The sequence below is a fragment of the Streptomyces sp. NPDC015131 genome (assembly GCF_043079975.1).
GTDB lineage: Bacteria > Actinomycetota > Actinomycetes > Streptomycetales > Streptomycetaceae > Streptomyces.
Map to the genome: position 1 here is coordinate 234,425 of NZ_JBIBVB010000004.1, position 18,596 is coordinate 253,020.

20 protein-coding genes are annotated in these 18,596 nt (G+C 76.1%); 10 read left to right on the forward strand and 10 right to left on the reverse strand.

The window, feature by feature from the left end:
* The first annotated feature begins 84 nt into the window (after positions 1–84).
* Positions 85–1,143 carry a zinc-dependent metalloprotease family protein gene (locus ACF08D_RS17020; RefSeq protein WP_392223410.1) on the forward strand — a complete coding sequence of 353 codons (1,059 nt, stop codon included), beginning with the start codon at positions 85–87 and terminating at the stop codon, positions 1,141–1,143.
* A 13-nt stretch (positions 1,144–1,156) separates the two neighbouring features.
* On the opposite strand, the gene ACF08D_RS17025 is transcribed toward ACF08D_RS17020, so the two are convergent.
* Positions 1,157–2,398: a streptophobe family protein gene (locus tag ACF08D_RS17025; protein WP_392224085.1), complete on the reverse strand. Its 1,242-nt coding sequence runs from the start codon at positions 2,396–2,398 to the stop codon at positions 1,157–1,159.
* Positions 2,399–2,642: 244 nt separating this feature from the next.
* Between ACF08D_RS17025 and ACF08D_RS17030 the strand changes: the two genes are divergently transcribed.
* Positions 2,643–3,731 (forward strand): ABC transporter permease, encoded by a 1,089-nt coding sequence (locus ACF08D_RS17030; protein ID WP_392223411.1) that lies wholly within the window; start codon positions 2,643–2,645, stop codon positions 3,729–3,731.
* Between the two features lie 34 nt (positions 3,732–3,765).
* On the opposite strand, the gene ACF08D_RS17035 is transcribed toward ACF08D_RS17030, so the two are convergent.
* The 4 genes from ACF08D_RS17035 to ACF08D_RS17050 form a co-directional block, all read right to left on the reverse strand.
* Positions 3,766–4,410: a DUF305 domain-containing protein gene (locus ACF08D_RS17035; RefSeq protein ID WP_392223412.1), complete on the reverse strand. Its 645-nt coding sequence runs from the start codon at positions 4,408–4,410 to the stop codon at positions 3,766–3,768.
* A gap of 73 nt (positions 4,411–4,483) precedes the next feature.
* Positions 4,484–4,882 (reverse strand): DUF6153 family protein, encoded by a 399-nt coding sequence (locus ACF08D_RS17040; protein WP_392223413.1) that lies wholly within the window; start codon positions 4,880–4,882, stop codon positions 4,484–4,486.
* Between the two features lie 223 nt (positions 4,883–5,105).
* Positions 5,106–5,555 carry an SRPBCC family protein gene (locus ACF08D_RS17045; RefSeq protein WP_392223414.1) on the reverse strand — a complete coding sequence of 150 codons (450 nt, stop codon included), beginning with the start codon at positions 5,553–5,555 and terminating at the stop codon, positions 5,106–5,108.
* A 99-nt stretch (positions 5,556–5,654) separates the two neighbouring features.
* Positions 5,655–6,062, reverse strand: a complete 408-nt coding sequence (locus ACF08D_RS17050; protein WP_392223415.1) for an ArsR/SmtB family transcription factor — start codon at positions 6,060–6,062, stop codon at positions 5,655–5,657.
* 177 nt (positions 6,063–6,239) lie between these two features.
* On the opposite strand from ACF08D_RS17050, the gene ACF08D_RS17055 reads away from it, so the two are divergent.
* Positions 6,240–7,682 carry an MFS transporter gene (locus tag ACF08D_RS17055; RefSeq protein WP_392223416.1) on the forward strand — a complete coding sequence of 481 codons (1,443 nt, stop codon included), beginning with the start codon at positions 6,240–6,242 and terminating at the stop codon, positions 7,680–7,682.
* A gap of 26 nt (positions 7,683–7,708) precedes the next feature.
* Here the strand turns inward: ACF08D_RS17055 and ACF08D_RS17060 are convergent, their stop codons facing one another.
* The gene (locus ACF08D_RS17060; protein ID WP_392223417.1) at positions 7,709–7,984 is read right to left on the reverse strand and encodes a DUF1876 domain-containing protein; all 276 of its coding nucleotides are present in this window, start codon (positions 7,982–7,984) and stop codon (positions 7,709–7,711) included.
* 141 nt (positions 7,985–8,125) lie between these two features.
* Here ACF08D_RS17060 and ACF08D_RS17065 point away from each other — a divergent pair, with 141 nt between their 5' ends.
* Positions 8,126–8,482 (forward strand): hypothetical protein, encoded by a 357-nt coding sequence (locus ACF08D_RS17065; protein WP_392223418.1) that lies wholly within the window; start codon positions 8,126–8,128, stop codon positions 8,480–8,482.
* On the opposite strand, the gene ACF08D_RS17070 is transcribed toward ACF08D_RS17065, so the two are convergent.
* The 4 genes from ACF08D_RS17070 to ACF08D_RS17085 all read right to left on the reverse strand — a co-directional run bounded on the left by ACF08D_RS17070 (position 8,427) and on the right by ACF08D_RS17085 (position 12,671).
* Positions 8,427–10,862 (reverse strand): SpoIIE family protein phosphatase, encoded by a 2,436-nt coding sequence (locus ACF08D_RS17070; RefSeq protein WP_392223419.1) that lies wholly within the window; start codon positions 10,860–10,862, stop codon positions 8,427–8,429. The two genes, ACF08D_RS17065 and ACF08D_RS17070, sit on opposite strands and share 56 nt — an antisense overlap.
* 306 nt (positions 10,863–11,168) lie before the next feature.
* Complete coding sequence (locus ACF08D_RS17075; protein WP_392223420.1) at positions 11,169–11,576, reverse strand: DUF3662 domain-containing protein; 408 nt, start codon at positions 11,574–11,576, stop codon at positions 11,169–11,171.
* Between the two features lie 17 nt (positions 11,577–11,593).
* Complete coding sequence (locus ACF08D_RS17080; protein ID WP_392223421.1) at positions 11,594–11,740, reverse strand: hypothetical protein; 147 nt, start codon at positions 11,738–11,740, stop codon at positions 11,594–11,596.
* Positions 11,741–11,780: 40 nt separating this feature from the next.
* Positions 11,781–12,671: a DUF72 domain-containing protein gene (locus ACF08D_RS17085; RefSeq protein WP_392223422.1), complete on the reverse strand. Its 891-nt coding sequence runs from the start codon at positions 12,669–12,671 to the stop codon at positions 11,781–11,783.
* A gap of 53 nt (positions 12,672–12,724) precedes the next feature.
* On the opposite strand from ACF08D_RS17085, the gene ACF08D_RS17090 reads away from it, so the two are divergent.
* The 6 genes from ACF08D_RS17090 to ACF08D_RS17115 all read left to right on the forward strand — a co-directional run bounded on the left by ACF08D_RS17090 (position 12,725) and on the right by ACF08D_RS17115 (position 18,541).
* Positions 12,725–13,522 carry an N-formylglutamate amidohydrolase gene (locus ACF08D_RS17090; RefSeq protein WP_392223423.1) on the forward strand — a complete coding sequence of 266 codons (798 nt, stop codon included), beginning with the start codon at positions 12,725–12,727 and terminating at the stop codon, positions 13,520–13,522.
* A 67-nt stretch (positions 13,523–13,589) separates the two neighbouring features.
* On the forward strand, positions 13,590–14,582 hold the full coding sequence (dhaK, locus tag ACF08D_RS17095) for a dihydroxyacetone kinase subunit DhaK (protein WP_392223424.1): 993 nt from the start codon (positions 13,590–13,592) through the stop codon (positions 14,580–14,582).
* A gap of 5 nt (positions 14,583–14,587) precedes the next feature.
* A complete protein-coding gene (gene dhaL / locus ACF08D_RS17100) occupies positions 14,588–15,205 on the forward strand; it encodes a dihydroxyacetone kinase subunit DhaL (RefSeq protein ID WP_392223425.1) in 618 nt (205 codons plus the stop codon).
* The gene (locus tag ACF08D_RS17105) at positions 15,202–15,606 is read left to right on the forward strand and encodes a PTS fructose transporter subunit IIA (RefSeq protein WP_392223426.1); all 405 of its coding nucleotides are present in this window, start codon (positions 15,202–15,204) and stop codon (positions 15,604–15,606) included. Before dhaL ends, ACF08D_RS17105 begins: the two co-directional genes overlap by 4 nt.
* Positions 15,607–15,905: 299 nt before the next feature.
* Positions 15,906–17,939 carry an FAD-dependent oxidoreductase gene (locus ACF08D_RS17110; protein WP_392223427.1) on the forward strand — a complete coding sequence of 678 codons (2,034 nt, stop codon included), beginning with the start codon at positions 15,906–15,908 and terminating at the stop codon, positions 17,937–17,939.
* A gap of 62 nt (positions 17,940–18,001) precedes the next feature.
* The gene (locus ACF08D_RS17115; RefSeq protein ID WP_392223428.1) at positions 18,002–18,541 is read left to right on the forward strand and encodes a PadR family transcriptional regulator; all 540 of its coding nucleotides are present in this window, start codon (positions 18,002–18,004) and stop codon (positions 18,539–18,541) included.
* Positions 18,542–18,596 lie beyond the last annotated feature (55 nt).

Genomic DNA, 18,596 nt, shown 5'->3' on the forward strand with positions numbered 1-18,596 from the left:
CCCCTTACGGTCACGGCCCCGGGCCGGGGCCCGTCTTCCGGTCACGGCCCCGGGCCGGGGCCCGCCTTCCGTGAAAGGACGGTCATGCACCTTGCCCGCGTGTCCTGGGGTGCCGCCGCACTGGCCCTCCTGCTGAGCACGGCCGGCTGCGCGCCGGTACGGGAGGAGGCCCCGGCCGCCCCGGTCGCCGCCCGCCCCGCCGCCGCTGCCGCCGCCGTACGCCCTGCCGGCGGGCCTCCGGCCGTCGCCGGGGCGCCCGCCGGGGCGGTGCCCGCCGCCGCGCCGGACGCCCGGCCCGACCGGCCCGGCCGGCCCGTCGCCGCGCCCGGTCCCCCGCGGCGAGGCGGGGGCGGCCGGTGCCGGACCACCGCGCAGGAGAAACGTCCCTGCACACAGGTGCCCCGCGCCCCCTACGGCGGGCGCGTGGTCACCATCGACATCCTGGCGGGCTACACGCCCCGCGCCGTCGGTGAGGCGGGCGGGGTCCGGGCGCTGAAGGCGCGGATCAAACAGGCCGTCACCTCCACCTCCCAGGCGTTCGCCGCCGGGGCCGTCCACGCCCGCCTCCGCCTCACCGGCGTGGTCAGCGCCAAGGTCCCCGCCGGGCTGGACCGTTCCGGTGACGCGCTGCTGAGGGCGGTCGCCCGCCGCGACGACGGGGTGGCCGACCAGTTGCCCCGCATCCGGGACCGGGTCGGCGCGGACCTGGTGACGGTGGTGACCGGCAGCGACGGGGCCGCCGGGCTCGCCAACCGGCCCCGGCGGGTGACCTCCCGCACCAGCGGCCACGCCTACAGCCTGGTGGCGCAGAAGGCGCTCGCCCACCACTCGCTCGCCCACGAGATCGGCCACAACCTCGGCGCCATGCACGACTATGTGACCGCCCCGCGCGGCGCCAACAGCGCCCGGGGCCACTTCCCGCCCTCGGGCCGGTGGTCCACGCTGGAGGCGTACGAGTCGAGCTGCCGCCGGGCCACCGGCGGGCCGTGCCGCCGGATCAACCGCTACTCCAACCCCCGCCAGACCTACCGCGGCGAGCGGCTGGGCACACCCGCCGGGGAGGCGAGACCCGCCGACAGCGTGCGCGCCTTCAATGCGATCGTCCGCGTCGTGGCCGACTACCGGCGCCGCCCAGCGCGGTGATCACGCGCGGTGATCACGCGCCGGGTGGCGGGGCCGGGACCTCGCCCCGGCGGCGTACCCGCGCGGCCAGCAGGCCGCCCAGCGGGCCGGCGACCAGGCCCCAGAGCAGGGCAAGCCCCACGGCGGTCCAGACATGGGGGCGCAGGTCCACCCGGCCGGCCAGGTCCTCGATCTCGACCACGCCCAGCACCGTCAGGCCCAGCCGGGCGATCACCTTGGTGAGCGGGGTGACCACCAGCATGGTGAGCGCGAAGGCGATGCCCAGGTGGAGGGCGTACTGCCACGGCCGGGTGCCGGCCGGTGAACGGGCCGCCATGACGAAGGCGGCGGCCAGCAGCAGCACGGCGGCGACCGGGACGAGCCACCAGGCCCGCCCGTCCTGCTGGGCGAGGGTGGCGACGTCCAGGGTGGTGGTCTCGGGGCGGCGCAGCACCTCGTCGAGGACGTGGGGCATCGGCAGGCCGAACGGCCCGTCCACGCTGCCCTCCCAGGATCCGCCGATGCCGAGACCCAGGGCGAGCCAGGCGACGTTGGGCAGCCCCAGCAGGATCACCGCGAAGGTCTCGGCGGTGTGGTCCCGGGTCGCCGCCACCACGAGCGCGATCACCAGGGCGATCACGACGTAGGCGAGGAGCAGGAGCAGCATGGCGAAGGCCACCGGGCGGACCGCCTCCTGATGGCGGACCAGCCCGGCGGGGAGCGGGGCGCCCCGGGAGACGAGCAGCGCGACGGCGAACACCGCGAGCAGCCACAGCAGGCCGTACGGGAGGGAGAGGCCGTAGTCGGCGGCGAAGCCCACGGTGGGGGTGGCGTCCAGCAGGCCGCCGATGATGTCGAGGGGCGACTCGGGCGGTGCGAGGGTGAAGGTGCGCCGTGCCAGGGCGCACAGCACGGCGAGCGCGCCGAGCCACAGCAGGGCCGTGCGGGCGGTGTGGCCGAGGAGTTCGCGGGCGCCGGCGACGGCGTGGTGGCGCAGCGGGCGCAGGAAGCAGGCGCCGGCCGTGAGGGCCCCGGCGAGGGTCACGGACAGCGGCATCACGTCCAGGACCGCCTCGGTGCCGGCGAGGTCGCCGGCCTGGCCGGAGACGTCGACGGAGCCTCCGGCGGCGATGAGGACGACGGCCGCGAGGACGTGCGGGAAGGCTCCCTCGGGGAGGTCGGGGGCGCCCGCCGCCCAGAGTCCGAGTGCGGCGGGCACGCCCATGGCCACCAGTGCGGCGAGCACGGTGAGGAGGGCGTCGGCCCAGTTCCGCACGGCGCCCCGGGCGCCGCCGGGCGGGGTGCCCGACGGCGTGCCGGGCGGGGTGCCGGGCGGGTGCGGGGGCGGGGGTGGGTGGGGTCCCTGGCGGCTCACGGTGCCACGTTATGCGCGGGGCGGGTGGCCCGCCCGCTCACGGCGTCGGTGTGCCACCGCCCGGGTCACCTTCCGGCCCCCGCCCGGGTCACCTTCCGGCCCCCCGCCGACGGGCGGGGAGACATGTCCGACTTAGGGTGACGGTATGTCCGATACGCACGAAGCCAAGGAGCCTCAAGGGGCTTCGCACGGGGCGCACGGCCGCCCGCCGGAGCGGGGCGACGCCTGGGCGGCGTTCAAGGCGTCGCCCTTCGCGCCGGCCCTGGTGCTGGTGCTGATCCTGGCCGCGGCGGCGGCGCTGTTCGCCGGTTCGTACACGTACACCATGGCGAACCCGACGCCGCGTCACATCCCCACGGCGGTGGTCGGCGGCACCGGTTCGGCGGAGGGGCGGAGGTTCGTCGACGGCATGGAGCGGTCGCTGAACGCCTCGCTGGAGCTGCGGCGGTACGAGACGGGCGCGGCGGCGCGGCGGGCGGTGGCCGAGCAGGAGGTGTTCGCGGTGCTCACGGTGGGCCCGGAGCCCGGCGGTGTCCGGCTGGACGTGGTCGGGGCGGCGGGGGCGTCGGTGGCGCAGGTGCTCGCCGAGGCGGGGGCGGCGGTGGGCCGGGAGACGGGTGTGCGGGTGGTGGTGCGGGACATCGCGCCGCTGCAGAAGGGCGACCCCCGGGGGCTCGCGCTGTTCTACATCTCGCTCGCCGCGGTGATCATCGGTTTCGTGGGGGCCATTCAGCTCAGTGTGCACGCGCGGGCGCTCGACCCGGCCGAGCGGATCGCCGTCACGGCGGCGTACGCGCTGCTCGGGGGGTTCGCGATCGCGGCCACCGTCGACTGGCTGCTGGGCGCGCTGGATCTGCCGTTCGCGGAGTCGTGGATGATCCTGGCGCTGACGATGTTCACGTCCGGGATGGTCTTCACCATGTTCAACACCCTGATGGGGCGGTGGGCGATGCTGCCGACCTGGGGGCTGATGGTGCTGCTGGGCAACCCGTCGTCGGGCGGTGCGGTCTCCTGGCCCCTGCTGCCGTCGGCGCTGGGCCACATCGGGCAGTGGCTGCCGCCGGGGGCGTCGGTGAACGCCCAGCACACCGCCGTGTACTTCGGCGGCCACCAGCACCTCTTCCCGTTCGCGGTGCTGGGGGCGTGGGCGCTGGTGTCGAGCGGTGTCTTCTGGTTCTGGCGGCACCGGCACCCGGGGGGCCGCGACCGGGCCCCGGCGCACGCCGCGACGTGACGCCGGGGCCCGGTGGGTGCCGGGCGGCGCGGGGTCAGCCGGCGCCGAGCAGCGCCTTCATCCGGGCGATCTCGGCGGACTGGGAGGCGATGATGTCGTCCGCCATGGCCGTGGCGGGCGGGTGGGCCCCCTGGTCCCGTTCCGTCTTCGCCATGGCCACCGCGCCCTGGTGGTGCTTGATCATCAGGGTGAGGAAGGCGGTGTCGAAGGCCGGTCCGGTGGCCTTCTCCAGCCGGGCCATCTCCTGACCGGTCATCATGCCGGTCATCTCCGTGCCGTGGCCCTGCCCGTGGCCGGAGTGCCCGGCCGGGGCGTCCTCGGCGGGCACCGGCTCGCCCCAGGTGGTGAGCCAGCCGGACAGGGTGCGGATCTCGGGCGCCTGGGCCTTCTTGACGGCGGCGGCGAGGGCGGTGACCTCCGGGTCGGAGGCGCGGCCCGGTGCCAGGTCGGCCATGGCCACGGCCTGGCGGTGGTGCGGGATCATCCCCTGGGCGAAGGCCACGTCGGCGGCGTTGTGGGCGGCCCGCCCGTCGGTGGCGGAGGGCGTGCTGCCGCGGCCGGCGCCGGGGGCGGGGCTCTCGCCGGTGGCGCCGCAGGCGGCGAGGGTGAGAACGGCGGCGGTCACGGCGGCGCGGGCGGCGGCCGTGCGGAAGCGGGTGGGACGACGTCGTGCGGACATGCTGGTGCGACTCCTCGCGGTGGTACGGGAACGGGCTCACGGGCGCGGCGAGCGCTCGCCGCGGCGGGCGTCCCTATATGCGGAGGAGTTGCAGCATGGCCAGGTCGGGCGGGCCGCGGCCGGTGGCCGCCCGTCCGTCCGGCCCGGCCGGGTGCGGGGAGCCGGCGCCGGGCTCGACGGCGCCGGGGAGCAGCGGTGCAGGGGCGGGCGCGGTGGAGATGCCGCCGGCCGCGCAGGTGGAGTCCGCGTGCTCGGCGTGGCCGGTCGCGCCGCCGTCGCCGTGGCCGGCGTGGACGCAGGCGTCACCGGGCGCATGGGCGCCCGGCCGCTGGTGCGCGTGGTGCGCGGCGGTGGTGACGGGCCCGGGGGCCAGCCCGTGCATGGCGAGCACCCCGGCCAGGACGGCCAGGACCAGCAGCGCGCGCCGGTACGCCGACGGGCGTACGCGGGTGCGGTGCTGATGCGGGCTCATGTGCCTCATCCTAGGCGCCGGGCGGTCCGGCGGGCGGGCCGGGGGCCGGGGCTGTGGACAAGCCGGGGCCCCCGGACGGTGTGACCCGTCCGGGGGCCCGGCCCAGCCGCCCCACGGGGGCGCTTGGAGTTAACGGTTCCCACCCTGCCCCCGGGGCGCGGCGCCGCGCGTGAGGCGCGTCGCCGACACGTACCGCGTCACCCGTACGGCCCGGGTGTGTGCCTCAGACCTGGCCGCGCCAGGCGCCGGTCTCGCTGCCGCGGGACTCGATGAAGGTCTTGAAGCGCTTGAGGTCGCCGGTGACCTGGCGCTTGACCACGCCGAGCTTGTCACCGACGGTCTCGGTGAACCCGCTGGGCTCGAAGTCCATCTGCAGCATCACCTTGGTGGTCGCGTCGTCGATGCGGTGGAAGGTCACCACGCCCGCCTGCCGCGCCTCACCGCTCACGGTGGTCCACGCGACCCGCTCGTCCGGGATCTGCTCGGTGATCTCGGCGTCGAACTCCCGCTGGGCGCCGTCCACCTTGGTGACCCAGTGGGTGAGCGTGTCCCCGCGCTGCTCGATCCGCTCCACGCCCTCCATGAACTCGGGGAAGCTCTCGAACTGCGTCCACTGGTTGTAGGCGGTGCGCACCGGAACGCCGACCTCGATGGATTCCTCGACCTGCGACATGTGTGGTGACGTCCTTTCCCGGAACCGACCGCCCCGGCCGTCCGCCGGGGCTCGACCGCGCCGGTCCCTCGCGCCCTCGTGTGCCCCGGCGGCGCCGGGTCATGACTGCGACCTGGGTACGGGTCGGCGGTCCTCGGCCAGGACCAGGTCCAGCAGGCCGGGGAAACGTTCCCCGAACTCCTCCCGGCGCAGCCGGTTGAGCCGCTTGGCGCCGGCGTCCCGCTGCTCCAGGAGACCCGCGTCGCGCAGGACGGCGAAGTGCCGGCTGAGCGTCGCCTTGGTCACCGGGACGTCGAAGCTGCCGCACGCCCGCTTCCATGCGCCCGCTTCGGCCAGCTCGCGTACGAGGGTGCGCCGTACGGGGTCGGCGAGGGCGAGCAGGGCGTCCTCCAGCGGTACGTCGCGCGGGTGGGTGTGCGCCGGGGGGACCCGGTGTCCGGCGGTCGTGGCCGGCCGGTTCGCGGGGCGTGCTCCCGCCGGTGCTCCCTCGGCGCGCTCAGGTGCCATGTCCGGTGCTCCGTCCCGTCGTTCGTGCCGCAGGCCCCGCGGGCCCCGTTGACCAAGTGTTCGACGCGGTGCGTACACTTCCCGGTGTTCGTCTCACGTCGAACAGTCTACGGGCCTCCCCGCCCGCCCGTCCGCATGCCCCGGCGGCACAGCGGCCGGCCGACGAAAGGACCAGTGTTGACGCCCCACCGTCCCCCCGCTCCCGCCCGGCCGGGCGCGCTCCTCCTCGCCGCCTGCCTGGGCTTCGTGATCGTCATCCTCGACGTCAGCGTGGTCAACGTCGCGACCGGGGCCCTGGCCCGTGACCTCGGCGGCAGCCTCTCGGGGCTGGAGTGGGTCGTCAACGGCTACACGCTCACCTTCGCCGCCTTCCTCCTCACGGCGGGCTCCCTGGGCGACCGCTTCGGCCCCCGGCACGTCTTCACGGCGGGCTTCGCCCTCTTCGCCGTCGCGTCCCTGGCCTGCGGTGCCGCGCCGTCGCTGGTCACCCTGACCGCCGCCCGGGTGGTGCAGGGAGTCGGCGCCGCCCTGATCGTGCCGTCCTCGCTGTCCCTGGTGAGTTCCGGCTTTCCCGACCCCGCCCGGCGCACCCGCGCCGTCGGCCTGTGGGCAGCCGCGGGCGGCTTCGCGCTGGCCGCGGGGCCGGTCGTCGGCGGACTGCTCGTGGACGGGCTCGGATGGCGTTCCGTCTTCTACGTCAACGTCCCCCTCGCGGTCCTCGGCATCGCCCTCGCCCTGGCGTACGCGCCGCCCGCTCCCGCCCGCGGCCGCTCCGGCCGCCGCGCGGCCGACCTGCCCGGGCAGGTGCTCGCCGTGACCGGGCTGGGCGCCCTGACCGCCGCCATCACCGAGGCGCACACCCTGGGCTGGGACTCTCCCCTCGTCCTGGGCTGCGCGGCGGTCTTCCTGGTCTCCCTCCCCGCGTTCGTCGCCGTGGAGCGGCGCGGCGCCGACCCCATGCTGCCGCCGCGGCTGTTCCGCCGGAGGGCCTTCACCCACACCTCGCTCGTCGGCGTCCTGCTGAACTTCGCCTTCTACGGGCTCGTCTTCGTCCTCAGCGTGCACTTCCAGCAGGTCCGGTCGTACTCGCCCCTCACCACCGGGCTGGCCCTCCTTCCGATGACGGCCGCGATCCTGGCCGCCAACCTCCTCTGCGGGCCGCTCGTGCGGCGGTTCGGCGTCCGGACGGTGCTGGTCGCCGGCAACGCGGTGGCGGCCGCCGGCTTCGCGGCCGCCGTGCCGGTCGCCGGGTCGGCGCCGTACGCGGCGATGGCCGGCCAACTGGCCGTCGCGAGCCTGGGCATCGGGCTGGTCGTCCCCGCCCTGACCAACGCCGTGCTCGGCTCGGTGGACCCGGACCAGGCGGGCGTCGCCTCCGGTGTCCTCAACGCGTCGCGCCAGGTCGGCGGGCTGATCGGCGTGGCGGTCATGGGGCTGCTGATGGGCGGGGCGGCCACCGGCCACTCCGCGTCCGGGCCGGGTGCCGCCCTCTGCGCCGCCACCGCGGCTCTCGCCGTCGCCGCCGTGCTCAGCGCGACCGGCGTCCGGGAGGCGGGCGCCTCCCCGTCCCGCGCGGTCGCGGCGGGCCGCCGTCCCGTCCCGTGCGCCGGGAGGCGGTGAGGGCGGGGCCGCGGCCGGTGGAGGGGTCACATGGCCAGGTGGGCCGGGATGTGGGTCACCTCCTCGATCTCGCCCCCCGCCTTCTTCATCAGGTTCCGGGAGAGTTCGTTGAGGCAGCGGGCGGCGGCGATCTCCTCGCCCACCCGCTGCTGCTCCCGGTCGTCCGGGTGGCGCCTCGCGTGGCCGTGGGCGCGCACTTCGGTGCCGTCGGGGAGCCGGACCATGCAGGCCGCGCGGGTCCTGCCGGTGGCCTCGTCCTCGCTGAACTCGATGTCCACATGCCATCCGACGATCGTCTTCATCCTTCACACCTCCGGGGTCGCTCCCTCACCCCTCCAGCGTGCGCCCGTTCGGGTGGCGCCGCGAGCCGCGCTGAACGGCCCCGGGGCGCCATCCGTATGCATGTGCGGTTGAACGTCTCTGCGGCAACGACAGGAGCGGCGATGAACGAGCGCGAGGAGCCGACGATGCGAGGACTCCCGGACGGCGGTGCGGAGGTGTCGGTGGTGCTGCGGCTGCGCTGGGACGACATCGCGGCGCTCGGCCGGGAGGCCAGCCGGCTGGCGGAGCAGCGCGGGGCGCCGGTGAGTCTGGACGACGCGGTCAGCCATCGGCTGCGTACCTGGTCCTCGGTGGCCAACGCGCCCGACGAGCGGGGCAAGGCCGGCCCGCAGCCCGCGCCCGCGACGGCCGCCATCTCCGGGGCGCCCGCGGCGGAGCGGGGGCGGCACCAGGTGGGGCACCTCAGCGAGACGGCGCCGGTCGCGTCGATCTCGGCGCACCCGGCCCGTCAGGCGTAGCAGCCGGCGCCCGGGGCGACAGCGCCACCTCCGACCACACCTGCTTGCCGCCGCCGAGCGGCACCGAGCCCCAGGTGGTGGAGAGCGCCTCCACCAGCAGCAGCCCGCGGCCCCCGGTGGCCTCCCAGTCGACTCCGGCGGAGCGCACCGGGGCCCGGGGCGAGGCGTCGTTCACGGCGATGCGCAGCCGGTCGCCCGCCAGGGTCAGGTCGAGCCGTACCTCGCCCGGGGTGTGCGTGACGGCGTTGGTGACCAGCTCGGACACGATGAGCAGGGCCACGTCGGCCTCCTCCGTCACGCCCCAGCCGCTCAGGGTGCGGGCCGTGAAGCGCCGGGCGTGCAGGACCGCGTCGGGCAGCCGCTCCACGGTCCAGCGGGCGCGCACCGGGCGGACGCGCAGCCCGTCGTAGCGCATCAGCAGCACCGCCACGTCGTCGTCCCGACGGCGGGTGCCCGCCACCAGCCCGTCGGCGACCCGCCCGGGGTCGGCGGGGTCGGCGGCGCTCAGCGCCTCGCACACCGCCCGCATGCCGTCCTCCAGGCGGAGCGTCGCCGACTCCACCAGCCCGTCGGTCAGCAGGGCGACCAGGCTGCCGGGCTGGACCCCGATCTCGGTGAGGGGGAACTCCGCCTCGGCCGTGACCCCCAGCGGGGGGCCGCCCTCGGTCTCCACCGTCTCCGTGGTGCCGTCCGGGCGGCGCAGCAGGGGCGGCAGGTGCCCGGCGCGGACGATCCAGGCGAGGCCCTCCTCGATGTCCAGGTCGACATAGGCGCAGGTGGCGAAGAGGTCGGTCTCCATGCCGACGAGGAGGCGGTTGGCGTGGGCGACGACCACGTCGGGCGGGTGGCCCTCGACCGCGTACGCGCGGATCGCGGTGCGCATCTGGCCCATGATGGTGGCGGCTCCGGCGCTGTGGCCCTGAACGTCGCCGATGACGAGCGCCACGTGCCCGTCGGGGAGCGGGATGACGTCGTACCAGTCGCCGCCCACTTCGAGTCCGGCGGTCGCCGGGAGGTAGCGGGCCACCGCCTCGCCGCCGGGCAGGGCGGGGAGCTTGCGGGGCAGCAGGCTCCGCTGGAGCATCGTGGCCAGCTCGTGGCCCGCGTTGAGCGCGTGGGCCCGGGTGAGGGCCTGGCCCACCAGTCCGGCGGTGGCCGTCAGCAGGGAGCGCTCCTCGGGGCCGAAGCGGTGCCGGCCGTCCCACCCGACCAGGCACACGCCGACGATCCTTCCATCGGCGGGGAGCGGGAGGATGGCGAGCCCGCCGGGGCCGATGCCGGCGAGGCCCGGTTCCAGCGGGGCCTCGGGCGGCCAGAGGACCACATGGCCCTCGCGGACGGCGCCCTCGAGCGTGGGCAGGCTGTGGCAGGAGGCGTCGGGCCACTCCGAGCGCCACTCGGACCGCCACACCTCGGGCCAGGCGTCGGGGCGGGGCGGGTCGAGCAGGGTGACCACGATCCGGTCGCCCTCCAGCTCGGCGACCGCGATACGGGTGGCGTGCAGCGGAGCGCGCAGGGACTCGACGACCACCCGGCTGACGTCGCGGATGGTGGTGGCGCCGGCCAGCGAGGTGGACAGCCGCTGGACCAGGGACACCTCGTCGGGCGTGGGCCGCAGGTAGGACGCGTCGCCCACCACGCCGAGGATCCGCTCGGGCCTGCCGTCGGGCCCGGCGAGGACCCGGCAGCGCAGGCCCAGCCAGCGCAGTTCGCCGCCGGGGCGGCGGATGCGGAAGGCGAGCTGCTGGTGGGGTTCGGCCCGGTCCGGTTCAACCACCGACATCAGGGCCGGTACGTCGTCGGGGACCGCGCAGGCCAGCAGGGTGGACACATGGCCGTCGTAGTCCTCCGGCGCGATCCCGAGGAGCTGGAGGACCTGGGTGTCCACGTCCATCCGCCCGGTCCGCAGGGTCAGGACAAAGGTGCCGCCGCGCACCGGCAGCAGGGCGTGCCCGGAGGCGGGGCCGACCTCGACGGGCACGGTGACCCGGGCGGCGGCGGCCTCCAGACCGGCGGCCGTCTGGTCGGCGTACAGCTCCAGGAAGGCGCGCTGGTCGGCGTCGAAGCCGGCGTCTCCGGCGCGGGCCACCAGGAGGCAGCCGAGGAGCTGCGGGTCGCCGCCGAGCGGCAGCGCGCCGATCGAGACCGGGCGGGGGGTGCCGTCCGGGCCGGGCTGCTCGGTGGTGAGCCACTGGGGGTGGCCGGCGCGGCAGGCGTCGGCGACGGCGGAGCGGCCGGAGAGGGCGTAGACCGGCGGCGGCCGGTGCGGCCCGCGGGTGTCGCCGGCGGTCTCGGCGAGCCGGAGTTCGTCGATGTTGTCGGACGGCACGTAGACAGCGGCGACCTCCACCCCGCAGGTCGCGAAGATCTGCCCGGTCACCGCGTGCACCGCCTCCTGTGCCGGAAGCCGACGGCGGGCGCCGCCGACCGGCGCCACTCCCCCATGCTGCGCCCTGTCGAGCCGGGGCAGCCAGTCGGGCGGAGCGGCGGGCGGCCGGCGGGGGCCGGGCCACGGGGTCCGGAGAACCCCGGCTGCCGGGGCCCCGGACGTGCGGGCCAAGGGCCCGGGGCGTCCCGGGGATGGGACGGGGGCATCCCGGGGCCGGAATCGCGGGCCCCGGACGTCCGGGGCGTCCGGAGTCCGGGGCGTCCCGGGGGACGTACGGGACGCCCCGCGCGCGGGTGGTCAGGCGGCTCCGGGGAAGGCGTCCGCCCGGACGTGCGCCATGGGGCTGCTGCTGACCCGGTAGGGGTCGCCGGCCGGGCGGGGGGCCGCGCTGATCCGTACCGTCAGCGGCCCCGCCCACTCGTAGCCCTTGCGCTCGCCGTGGCGGGCCAGCGCGTCGGTCAGCTCCCGCCCCACGTCGTCGACGCAGCCGCGCCGGGTCAGCTCCTCCAGTACGGGGACGTCCAGCTCCACCTCGTACGCGTTGGGCACCACCACTCTGGTCCCGCTGCACACCACGGCGTGCTCGTCGCACTCGCGGCGCAGCGCGTCGAGCAGTTCGACGGGCTCGTGGGAGAAGGCCTTGGAGACGAGGGCGCTCTGCCAGCGCTCCAGGGCCCGCTCCCACCGGGTGAGGGTTCCCGCCATCGTGCTGCCCCCTCCCGTCAGCGGCGTCCGCGCAGCCGGCCGAGCAGCCGGCGGGCATGGGCCCGGTTGCGGGGGTCGGCCGCGGCGCGGCGGGCCGACGCGATGGTCCTGCGGCCCTGGGGGCTTCGGGTGAACTGCTTGATGCGCGTCATCAGTCCGGACATTGCTCCTCCTCGTCACCGCTGGGCACCGTCTACGGCCCGTCTACCCGGCGGCGTCCCGTCGATGTCCGCCGGGCACCATCAGCTGCCGCATGCGCTCGGCGGCGCGTACGGCGGCGTCGGCGCAGCAGTTGTTGAACAGGACGTGCAGCCGGTCCACCCGCCCGGCGAGGCCGAGCAGCCGGGGCCGCCACTGCGCCAGTTCGGCGTCGGTGTAGTGGTGCCGGAAGCGGTCCTCCTTGCTGCCGGTGCCCCAGGCGGCGCTGCGCCCGTGGAAGCGGACCACGCCGAGGCCGGTGGAGGCGACGGGGGTGAGCGGCGGTATCGAGCCGGGCAGGCCCTGGGCCATGTCGACGGCCACGGCCGCGGTGTCCAGGTCGCGCAGCAGGGCGGTGGTGCGGTCGCGCAGGTCGTCGCGCCACCAGCCGGGGTGGCGGAACTCCACGGCCACGGGCCAGCCGTCGGCCCGCTTCCTGGCGTCGCGCAGGGTCTCCTCGGCGCGGGCGCCGGGGGCGAACCAGGGCGGGAACTGGAAGAGGAGGGTGCCCAGGCGGCCGGTGTCCCGCAGGGGGAGCAGCGCGCCGGCGAAGCGGTGCCAGACCTCGTCGAGGAGCCCGGGGTCGCTCCGGGCCCCGGGGGCCGCCGCCCGGTCCCGGAGGTCGGCGGGGAGTGCGGCGGGCCGGGTGGGGTGGCCGGTGAGGAGGGAGAACGCCTTGACGTCGAACAGGAAGCCGTCCGGGGTGCGTTCGGCCCACAGGCGGCTGTTGCGCTCGGAGGGGAGCGCGTAGTACGTGGAGTCCACCTCCACCACGGGGAAGCGTCCGGCGTAGTGGCGCAGCCGCCCCTCCGCGTCGCGGCGGCCGGGCGGATACCAGCCGCTCGCGACAAGTGCCTTGTCCGTCCAGGAACATGTACCGATCAGGATCTCGCCCATGGCGCCCGCCTACCCGGTCCGGGCACCGCCACGACGTCACCCCGAGGAGCCCCGTGTCCCCCTCCCCCGCCCCGTTCCGGCTCCATCCGGGTGCGCCCGGGTCGCCCGTGCTGCTGCATGTGCCGCACGCGTCGCGGGAGATCCCCGCCGGGGTGCGGGAGGGCATCGTGCTGGACGACGCGGCACTGGAGGCCGAGTTGGACCGCATCACCGACGCCCGCACGGACGAGATCGCCGCGGTGGCCGCCGCGTCGGCGCCGGTGGTGCCCTGGCGGTTCGTCAACGGGCTGTCGCGGCTGGTGGTGGACCCGGAGCGGTTCCCGGACGAGCGGGAGGAGATGCTGGCGGTGGGCATGGGCGCCGTCTACACGCGGACCACCGGCGGCGCGGAGCTGCGCCCGGCGGGCACCGACCCGGGGCCGCTGACCGCCCGTTACTTCGCGCCGTACGCGCGGGCGATGACGGAGGCGGTGGCGGAGCGGCTGGCGGCGGTGGGGCGGGCGGTCGTGGTGGACGTGCACTCCTATCCGGCGGTGGCGCTGCCGTACGAGCTGCACGGCGGCGGGCCGCGTCCGCCGGTGTGCCTGGGCACCGACGCCTTCCACACCCCGGACGGGCTGGTGGAGGCGGCCCGGCGGGCGTTCGCCGGGTTCGGCGGGACCGAGCTGGACACGCCGTTCGCCGGGGCGTACGTGCCGCTGCGGTTCCACCGCCGTGATCCGCGCGTCGGCGCCCTGATGGTGGAGCTCCGGCGCGACCTCTACCTGGACGAACGGGGCGTGCCGCGGCCGGGCCGGGTGGCGGCGCTGGGGGCGGCGCTGGCGGGGCTGGTGGAGGAGATCTCCGGCTGACGCCGTGGCGCGGCGGCGATCCGGCTCGATACTGGAGTTCCGTACGCCGACACCGCAGGGAGTCCCGTTGAGAATGCTGATCAACGTACCCGAGACCGTCGTCGCCGACGCGCTGCGCGGGATCGCGGCCGCGCACCCCGAGCTGACCGTGGACGTGGAGAAGCGGGTGGTCGTGCGGCGGGACGCGCCGGTGGCCGGGAAGGTGGCCCTGGTGTCGGGCGGCGGCTCGGGGCACGAGCCGCTGCACGCCGGGTTCGTCGGCCCGGGGATGCTGGCGGCCGCCTGCCCCGGCGAGGTGTTCACCTCCCCGGTCCCGGACCAGATGGTGCGGGCGGCGGCGGCCGTGGACAGCGGGCGGGGGGTGCTGTTCGTCGTCAAGAACTACACCGGGGACGTGCTGAACTTCGAGATGGCGGCGGAGCTGGCCGAGGACGAGGGGGTGCAGGTCGCCACGGTCCTGGTCGACGACGACGTGGCGGTGGCCGACAGCACCTTCACGGCCGGCCGGCGCGGCACGGGCGCCACGCTCTTCGTGGAGAAGATCGCCGGTGCCGCCGCCGAGGAGGGGCAGCCGCTGGAGCGGGTGGAGGCCGTCGCCCGCCGGGTGAACGCCCGCTCCCGCAGCTTCGGGGTGGCGCTGAGCGCCTGCTCCACGCCCGCGAAGGGCGGGCCGACCTTCGACCTGCCGCCGGGCGAGCTGGAGCTGGGCGTCGGCATCCACGGCGAACCGGGCCGGGAGCGGCGCGCCATGATGACCTCGCGGGAGATCGCCGACGTGACGCTGGACGCGGTCCTGGAGGACCTGCGGCCGAGCGGCCCGGTGCTGGTGCTGGTCAACGGCATGGGCGCGACACCGCTGCTGGAGCTGTACGGGTTCAATGCCGAGGTCCAGCGCGTGCTGGGCGAGCGGGGCGTGTCCGTGGCCCGGACGCTCGTCGGCAACTATGTGACCTCGCTGGACATGGCGGGCTGCTCCGTGACGCTGTGCCAGGCCGACGAGGAGCTGCTGCGGCTGTGGGACGCGCCGGTGCGCACGGCCGCCCTGCGGTGGGGGGTGTGAGGGCCATGACGTACGACGCGGAGTTCTTCCGGCGCTGGATGACCGGGACGGCCGCCGCCGTGGACCGGGAGGCCGACCGGCTCACCGAGCTGGACGCGGCGATCGGCGACGCCGACCACGGCGCCAACATGCGGCGCGGGTTCGCGGCGGTGGCCGCCGCCCTGGAGGGCGAGCCCGGCGGCACGCCGGGTGCGGTGCTCACGCTGGCGGGGCGGGAGCTGATCTCGACCGTCGGCGGCGCGTCGGGCCCGTTGTACGGGACGCTGCTGCGCCGTACCGGCAAGGCGCTGGGCGACGCGCCGGAGGTGGCGCCGGTGAAGCTGGCCGAGGCGCTGCGCGCGGGCGTGGCGGCGGTGGCGCGGCTCGGCGGGGCGAAGGCCGGGGACAAGACGATGCTGGACGCGCTGGAGCCGGCCGTTGCGGCGCTGGCCGAATCGCTGGGCCAGGCGCTCCCGGCGGCGGCCGAGGCGGCGCGGCAGGGCGCCCTGGGGACGGTGCCGATGGTGGCCCGCAAGGGCAGGGCGAGCTACCTCGGTGAGCGCAGCGCGGGCCACCAGGACCCGGGGGCGACGTCCGCGGCGCTGCTGATCGGCGCCCTGGCCGGGGCGGAGGAGGCGCGGTGAGCGCGCGGGTGGGCATTGTGCTGGTGTCGCACAGCGCGGCGGTGGCGTCCGCGGTCGCCGAGCTGGCCCGGGGCCTCGCGGGCGGCGGCGACACCGCGCCGGTCGCGGCGGCGGGCGGCGGGCCGGACGGCGGGCTGGGCACCAGCGCGGAGTTGATCACCCAGGCGGCGACGGCGGTCGACGGCGGGGCGGGGGTGGCGGTGCTGGTGGATCTGGGCAGCGCGGTGCTGACGGTGAAGGCGCTGCTCGCGGAGGGCGACGAGCTGCCGGAGGGCACCCGGCTGGTGGACGCGCCGTTCGTGGAGGGGGCGGTGGCCGCGGTGGTCACCGCGTCGGCGGGCGGTGACCTGGACGCGGTGGCGGGTGCGGCGGCCGAGGCGTACGGCTACCGCAAGGAGTGACGCCGGCCCGCGCCGGTTCCCGAGGGAGGAGCGCCCGGGCCGCGCGGGTTCCTGAGGGAGGGCCCGGGGCGCAGGGCGTCGTGCGGGGCCCGGACGAGGACGAGCCGGCCCGCGCGGGTTCCCGAAAGGAGCGCCCGGCCCGCGCGGGTTCCCGAAGACAGCGCCCGGGCCGCGCGGGGACCTCCGGGACGGCGCGGGCGTAGCGCAGGTCACGCCCGCTCCGTTATGCAACTTGTTGCACAACCTCCGCCGTGTCGTCTACAACAGGGAGCGACGACACCGCGCGAGGAGGCGCCCCCATGACCGCGAACCCGGCCACGGCCCCGTACCCCCATCTGCTCAGCCCTCTGGACCTGGGCTTCACCACCCTGCCCAACCGGGTGCTCATGGGGTCCATGCACGTCGGGCTGGAGGAGGCCGAGAACGGCTTCGCGCGCATGGCCGCCTTCTACGCCGAGCGCGCCCGGGGCGGCGCCGGGCTGATCGTCACCGGCGGCATCGCCCCCAACGACGCCGGGCGGCCGTACGAGGGCGGGGCCCGGCTGACCACCGAGGAGGAGGCGGAGAAGCACCGGGTCGTCACCGACGCGGTGCACGCGGCCGGCGGGCGCATCGCCATGCAGCTGCTGCACTTCGGGCGGTACGCCTACCACCGCGACCTGGTCGCGCCGAGCGCGCTCCAGGCGCCCATCAGCCCCTTCGTGCCCCACGAGCTGACCGACGCCGGCATCGAGCAGACGATCGAGGATTACGCGCGCGCCGCCGAGCTGGCCCGGTCCGCCGGGTACGACGGTGTCGAGATCATGGGCTCCGAGGGCTATCTGATCAACGAGTTCATCGCGTCGGCCACCAACCGGCGCGAGGACCGGTGGGGCGGGTCGTACGAGAACCGGACGCGCTTCCCGCTGGAGATCGTCCGGCGCACCCGGGAGCGGGTCGGCGAGGACTTCATCCTCATCTACCGGCTCTCCATGCTGGACCTGGTGCCGGGCGGCTCCACCCTGGAGGAGGTCGTCGAGCTGGCCCGGTCGGTCGAGGCGGCCGGCGCCACGATGATCAACACCGGGATCGGCTGGCACGAGGCCCGCATCCCCACGATCGCCACCTCGGTGCCGCGCGGCGCGTACACCTGGGTCACCAGGAAGCTGATGGGCGCGGTGTCCGTGCCGCTGATCACCAGCAACCGGATCAACACGCCCGAGGTCGCCGAGAGCATCCTCGCCGAGGGCCGCGCCGACATGGTCTCACTGGCCCGCCCCTTCCTCGCCGACCCCGAGTTCGTCGCCAAGGCCGCGGCCGGCCGGCCCGAGACGATCAACACCTGCATCGGCTGCAACCAGGCGTGCCTGGACCACACGTTCAGCGGGAAGATCACCTCCTGCCTGGTCAACCCCCGCGCCTGCCACGAGACCGAGCTGGTCCTCTCCCCCACCCGGCTGCGCAAGCGGATCGCCGTCGTCGGCGCCGGACCGGCGGGCCTCGCCTGCGCCGTCACCGCGGCCGAACGCGGCCACCACGTCACCCTGTTCGACGCGGCGGACGAGATCGGCGGCCAGCTGAACATCGCCCGCCGGGTGCCCGGCAAGGAGGAGTTCGACGAGACGCTGCGCTACTTCCGCACCCAGCTCGACCTGCGCGGGGTGGAGCTGAGGCTGGGCACGTACGCCACCGCCGCCGCGCTCACCGGCTACGACGAGGTCGTCGTCGCCACCGGGGTCAACCCGCGCACACCGGCGATCGAGGGCGTCGACCACCCGTCCGTCGTCAGCTACGCCGATGTGCTGCGGCACGGCGCGCCGGTCGGCGAGCGGGTCGCGATCATCGGCGCGGGCGGCATCGGGTTCGACGTGGCGGAGTTCCTCACCGACGGCGGCGAGGGCGCGAGCCGGGACGCGGAGACCTACTTCCGCCAGTGGGGCGTCGACACGTCCTACGCCGGACGCGGGGGCCTGCGGGCGCCCGAGCGGCCCGCGCCGCCCCGCACCGTGCACCTGCTCCAGCGCAAGACGTCCAAGGTCGGGGCGGGCCTCGGCAAGACCACCGGGTGGATCCACCGCACCGAGCTGAAGCACCGGGGCGTGACGATGGTCGCGGGCGCGGCGTACGAGCGGATCGACGACGAGGGGCTGCACCTCACCGTGGACGGCGAGGCCCGCACCCTGCCGGTGGACACCGTGGTGCTGTGCACCGGCCAGGAGCCGCGCCGCGACCTCTTCGAGGAGCTGGCCGCCGCGGGCGTGACGGCGCACCTGATCGGCGGCGCGGACGTGGCGGCCGAGCTGGACGCCAAGCGCGCCATCGACCAGGGGACCCGGCTGGCGGCGACCCTGTGACCGCTCCGCGTCCTCGACGGGCCGGGCGCTCCCGGGGCACGGCGCGTCCCTAGGATGCGGGCATGTCACTCCCGCACGCGATCCTCACCGCCCTGCTCGAGAAGCCGTCCTCGGGTCTGGAGCTGACCCGGCGCTTCGACCGGTCCATCGGCTACTTCTGGTCGGCCACGCACCAGCAGATCTACCGGGAGCTGGGGAAGCTGGAGCAGGCGGGGCACATCCGGGCGCTGCCCGCCGCGGTGCCGTCGCGGGGGCAGAAGAAGGAGTACGAGGTGCTGCCCGCGGGGGTCGCGGAGCTGACCGGCTGGGTGCGGAGCAGCGAGGACCCCAAGCCGATCCGGGACGCCCTGCTGCTGCGGCTGCGGGCCGCCGCGGTGGTGGGGACGGAGGGCCTCGCCGGTGAGCTGCGCCGCCATCTGGAGCTGCACCGGGCGCAGCTGGCGGAGTACCGGGGCATGGAGGAGCGGCAGTTCCCGCCGGAGCGCCGGGCCGCCGAGCCGGACCGGCTGCGGCACCTGGTGCTGCGGGGCGGCATCGAGCTGGAGCGGTTCTGGACGCAGTGGCTGACGGAGGCGCTGGCCGAGCTGGACCGGGACGGCTGAGGCGGCCGCCCGGGGGCGGTAACACGTCGTCCTGGTGGCGTCCTTGCGCCAAACG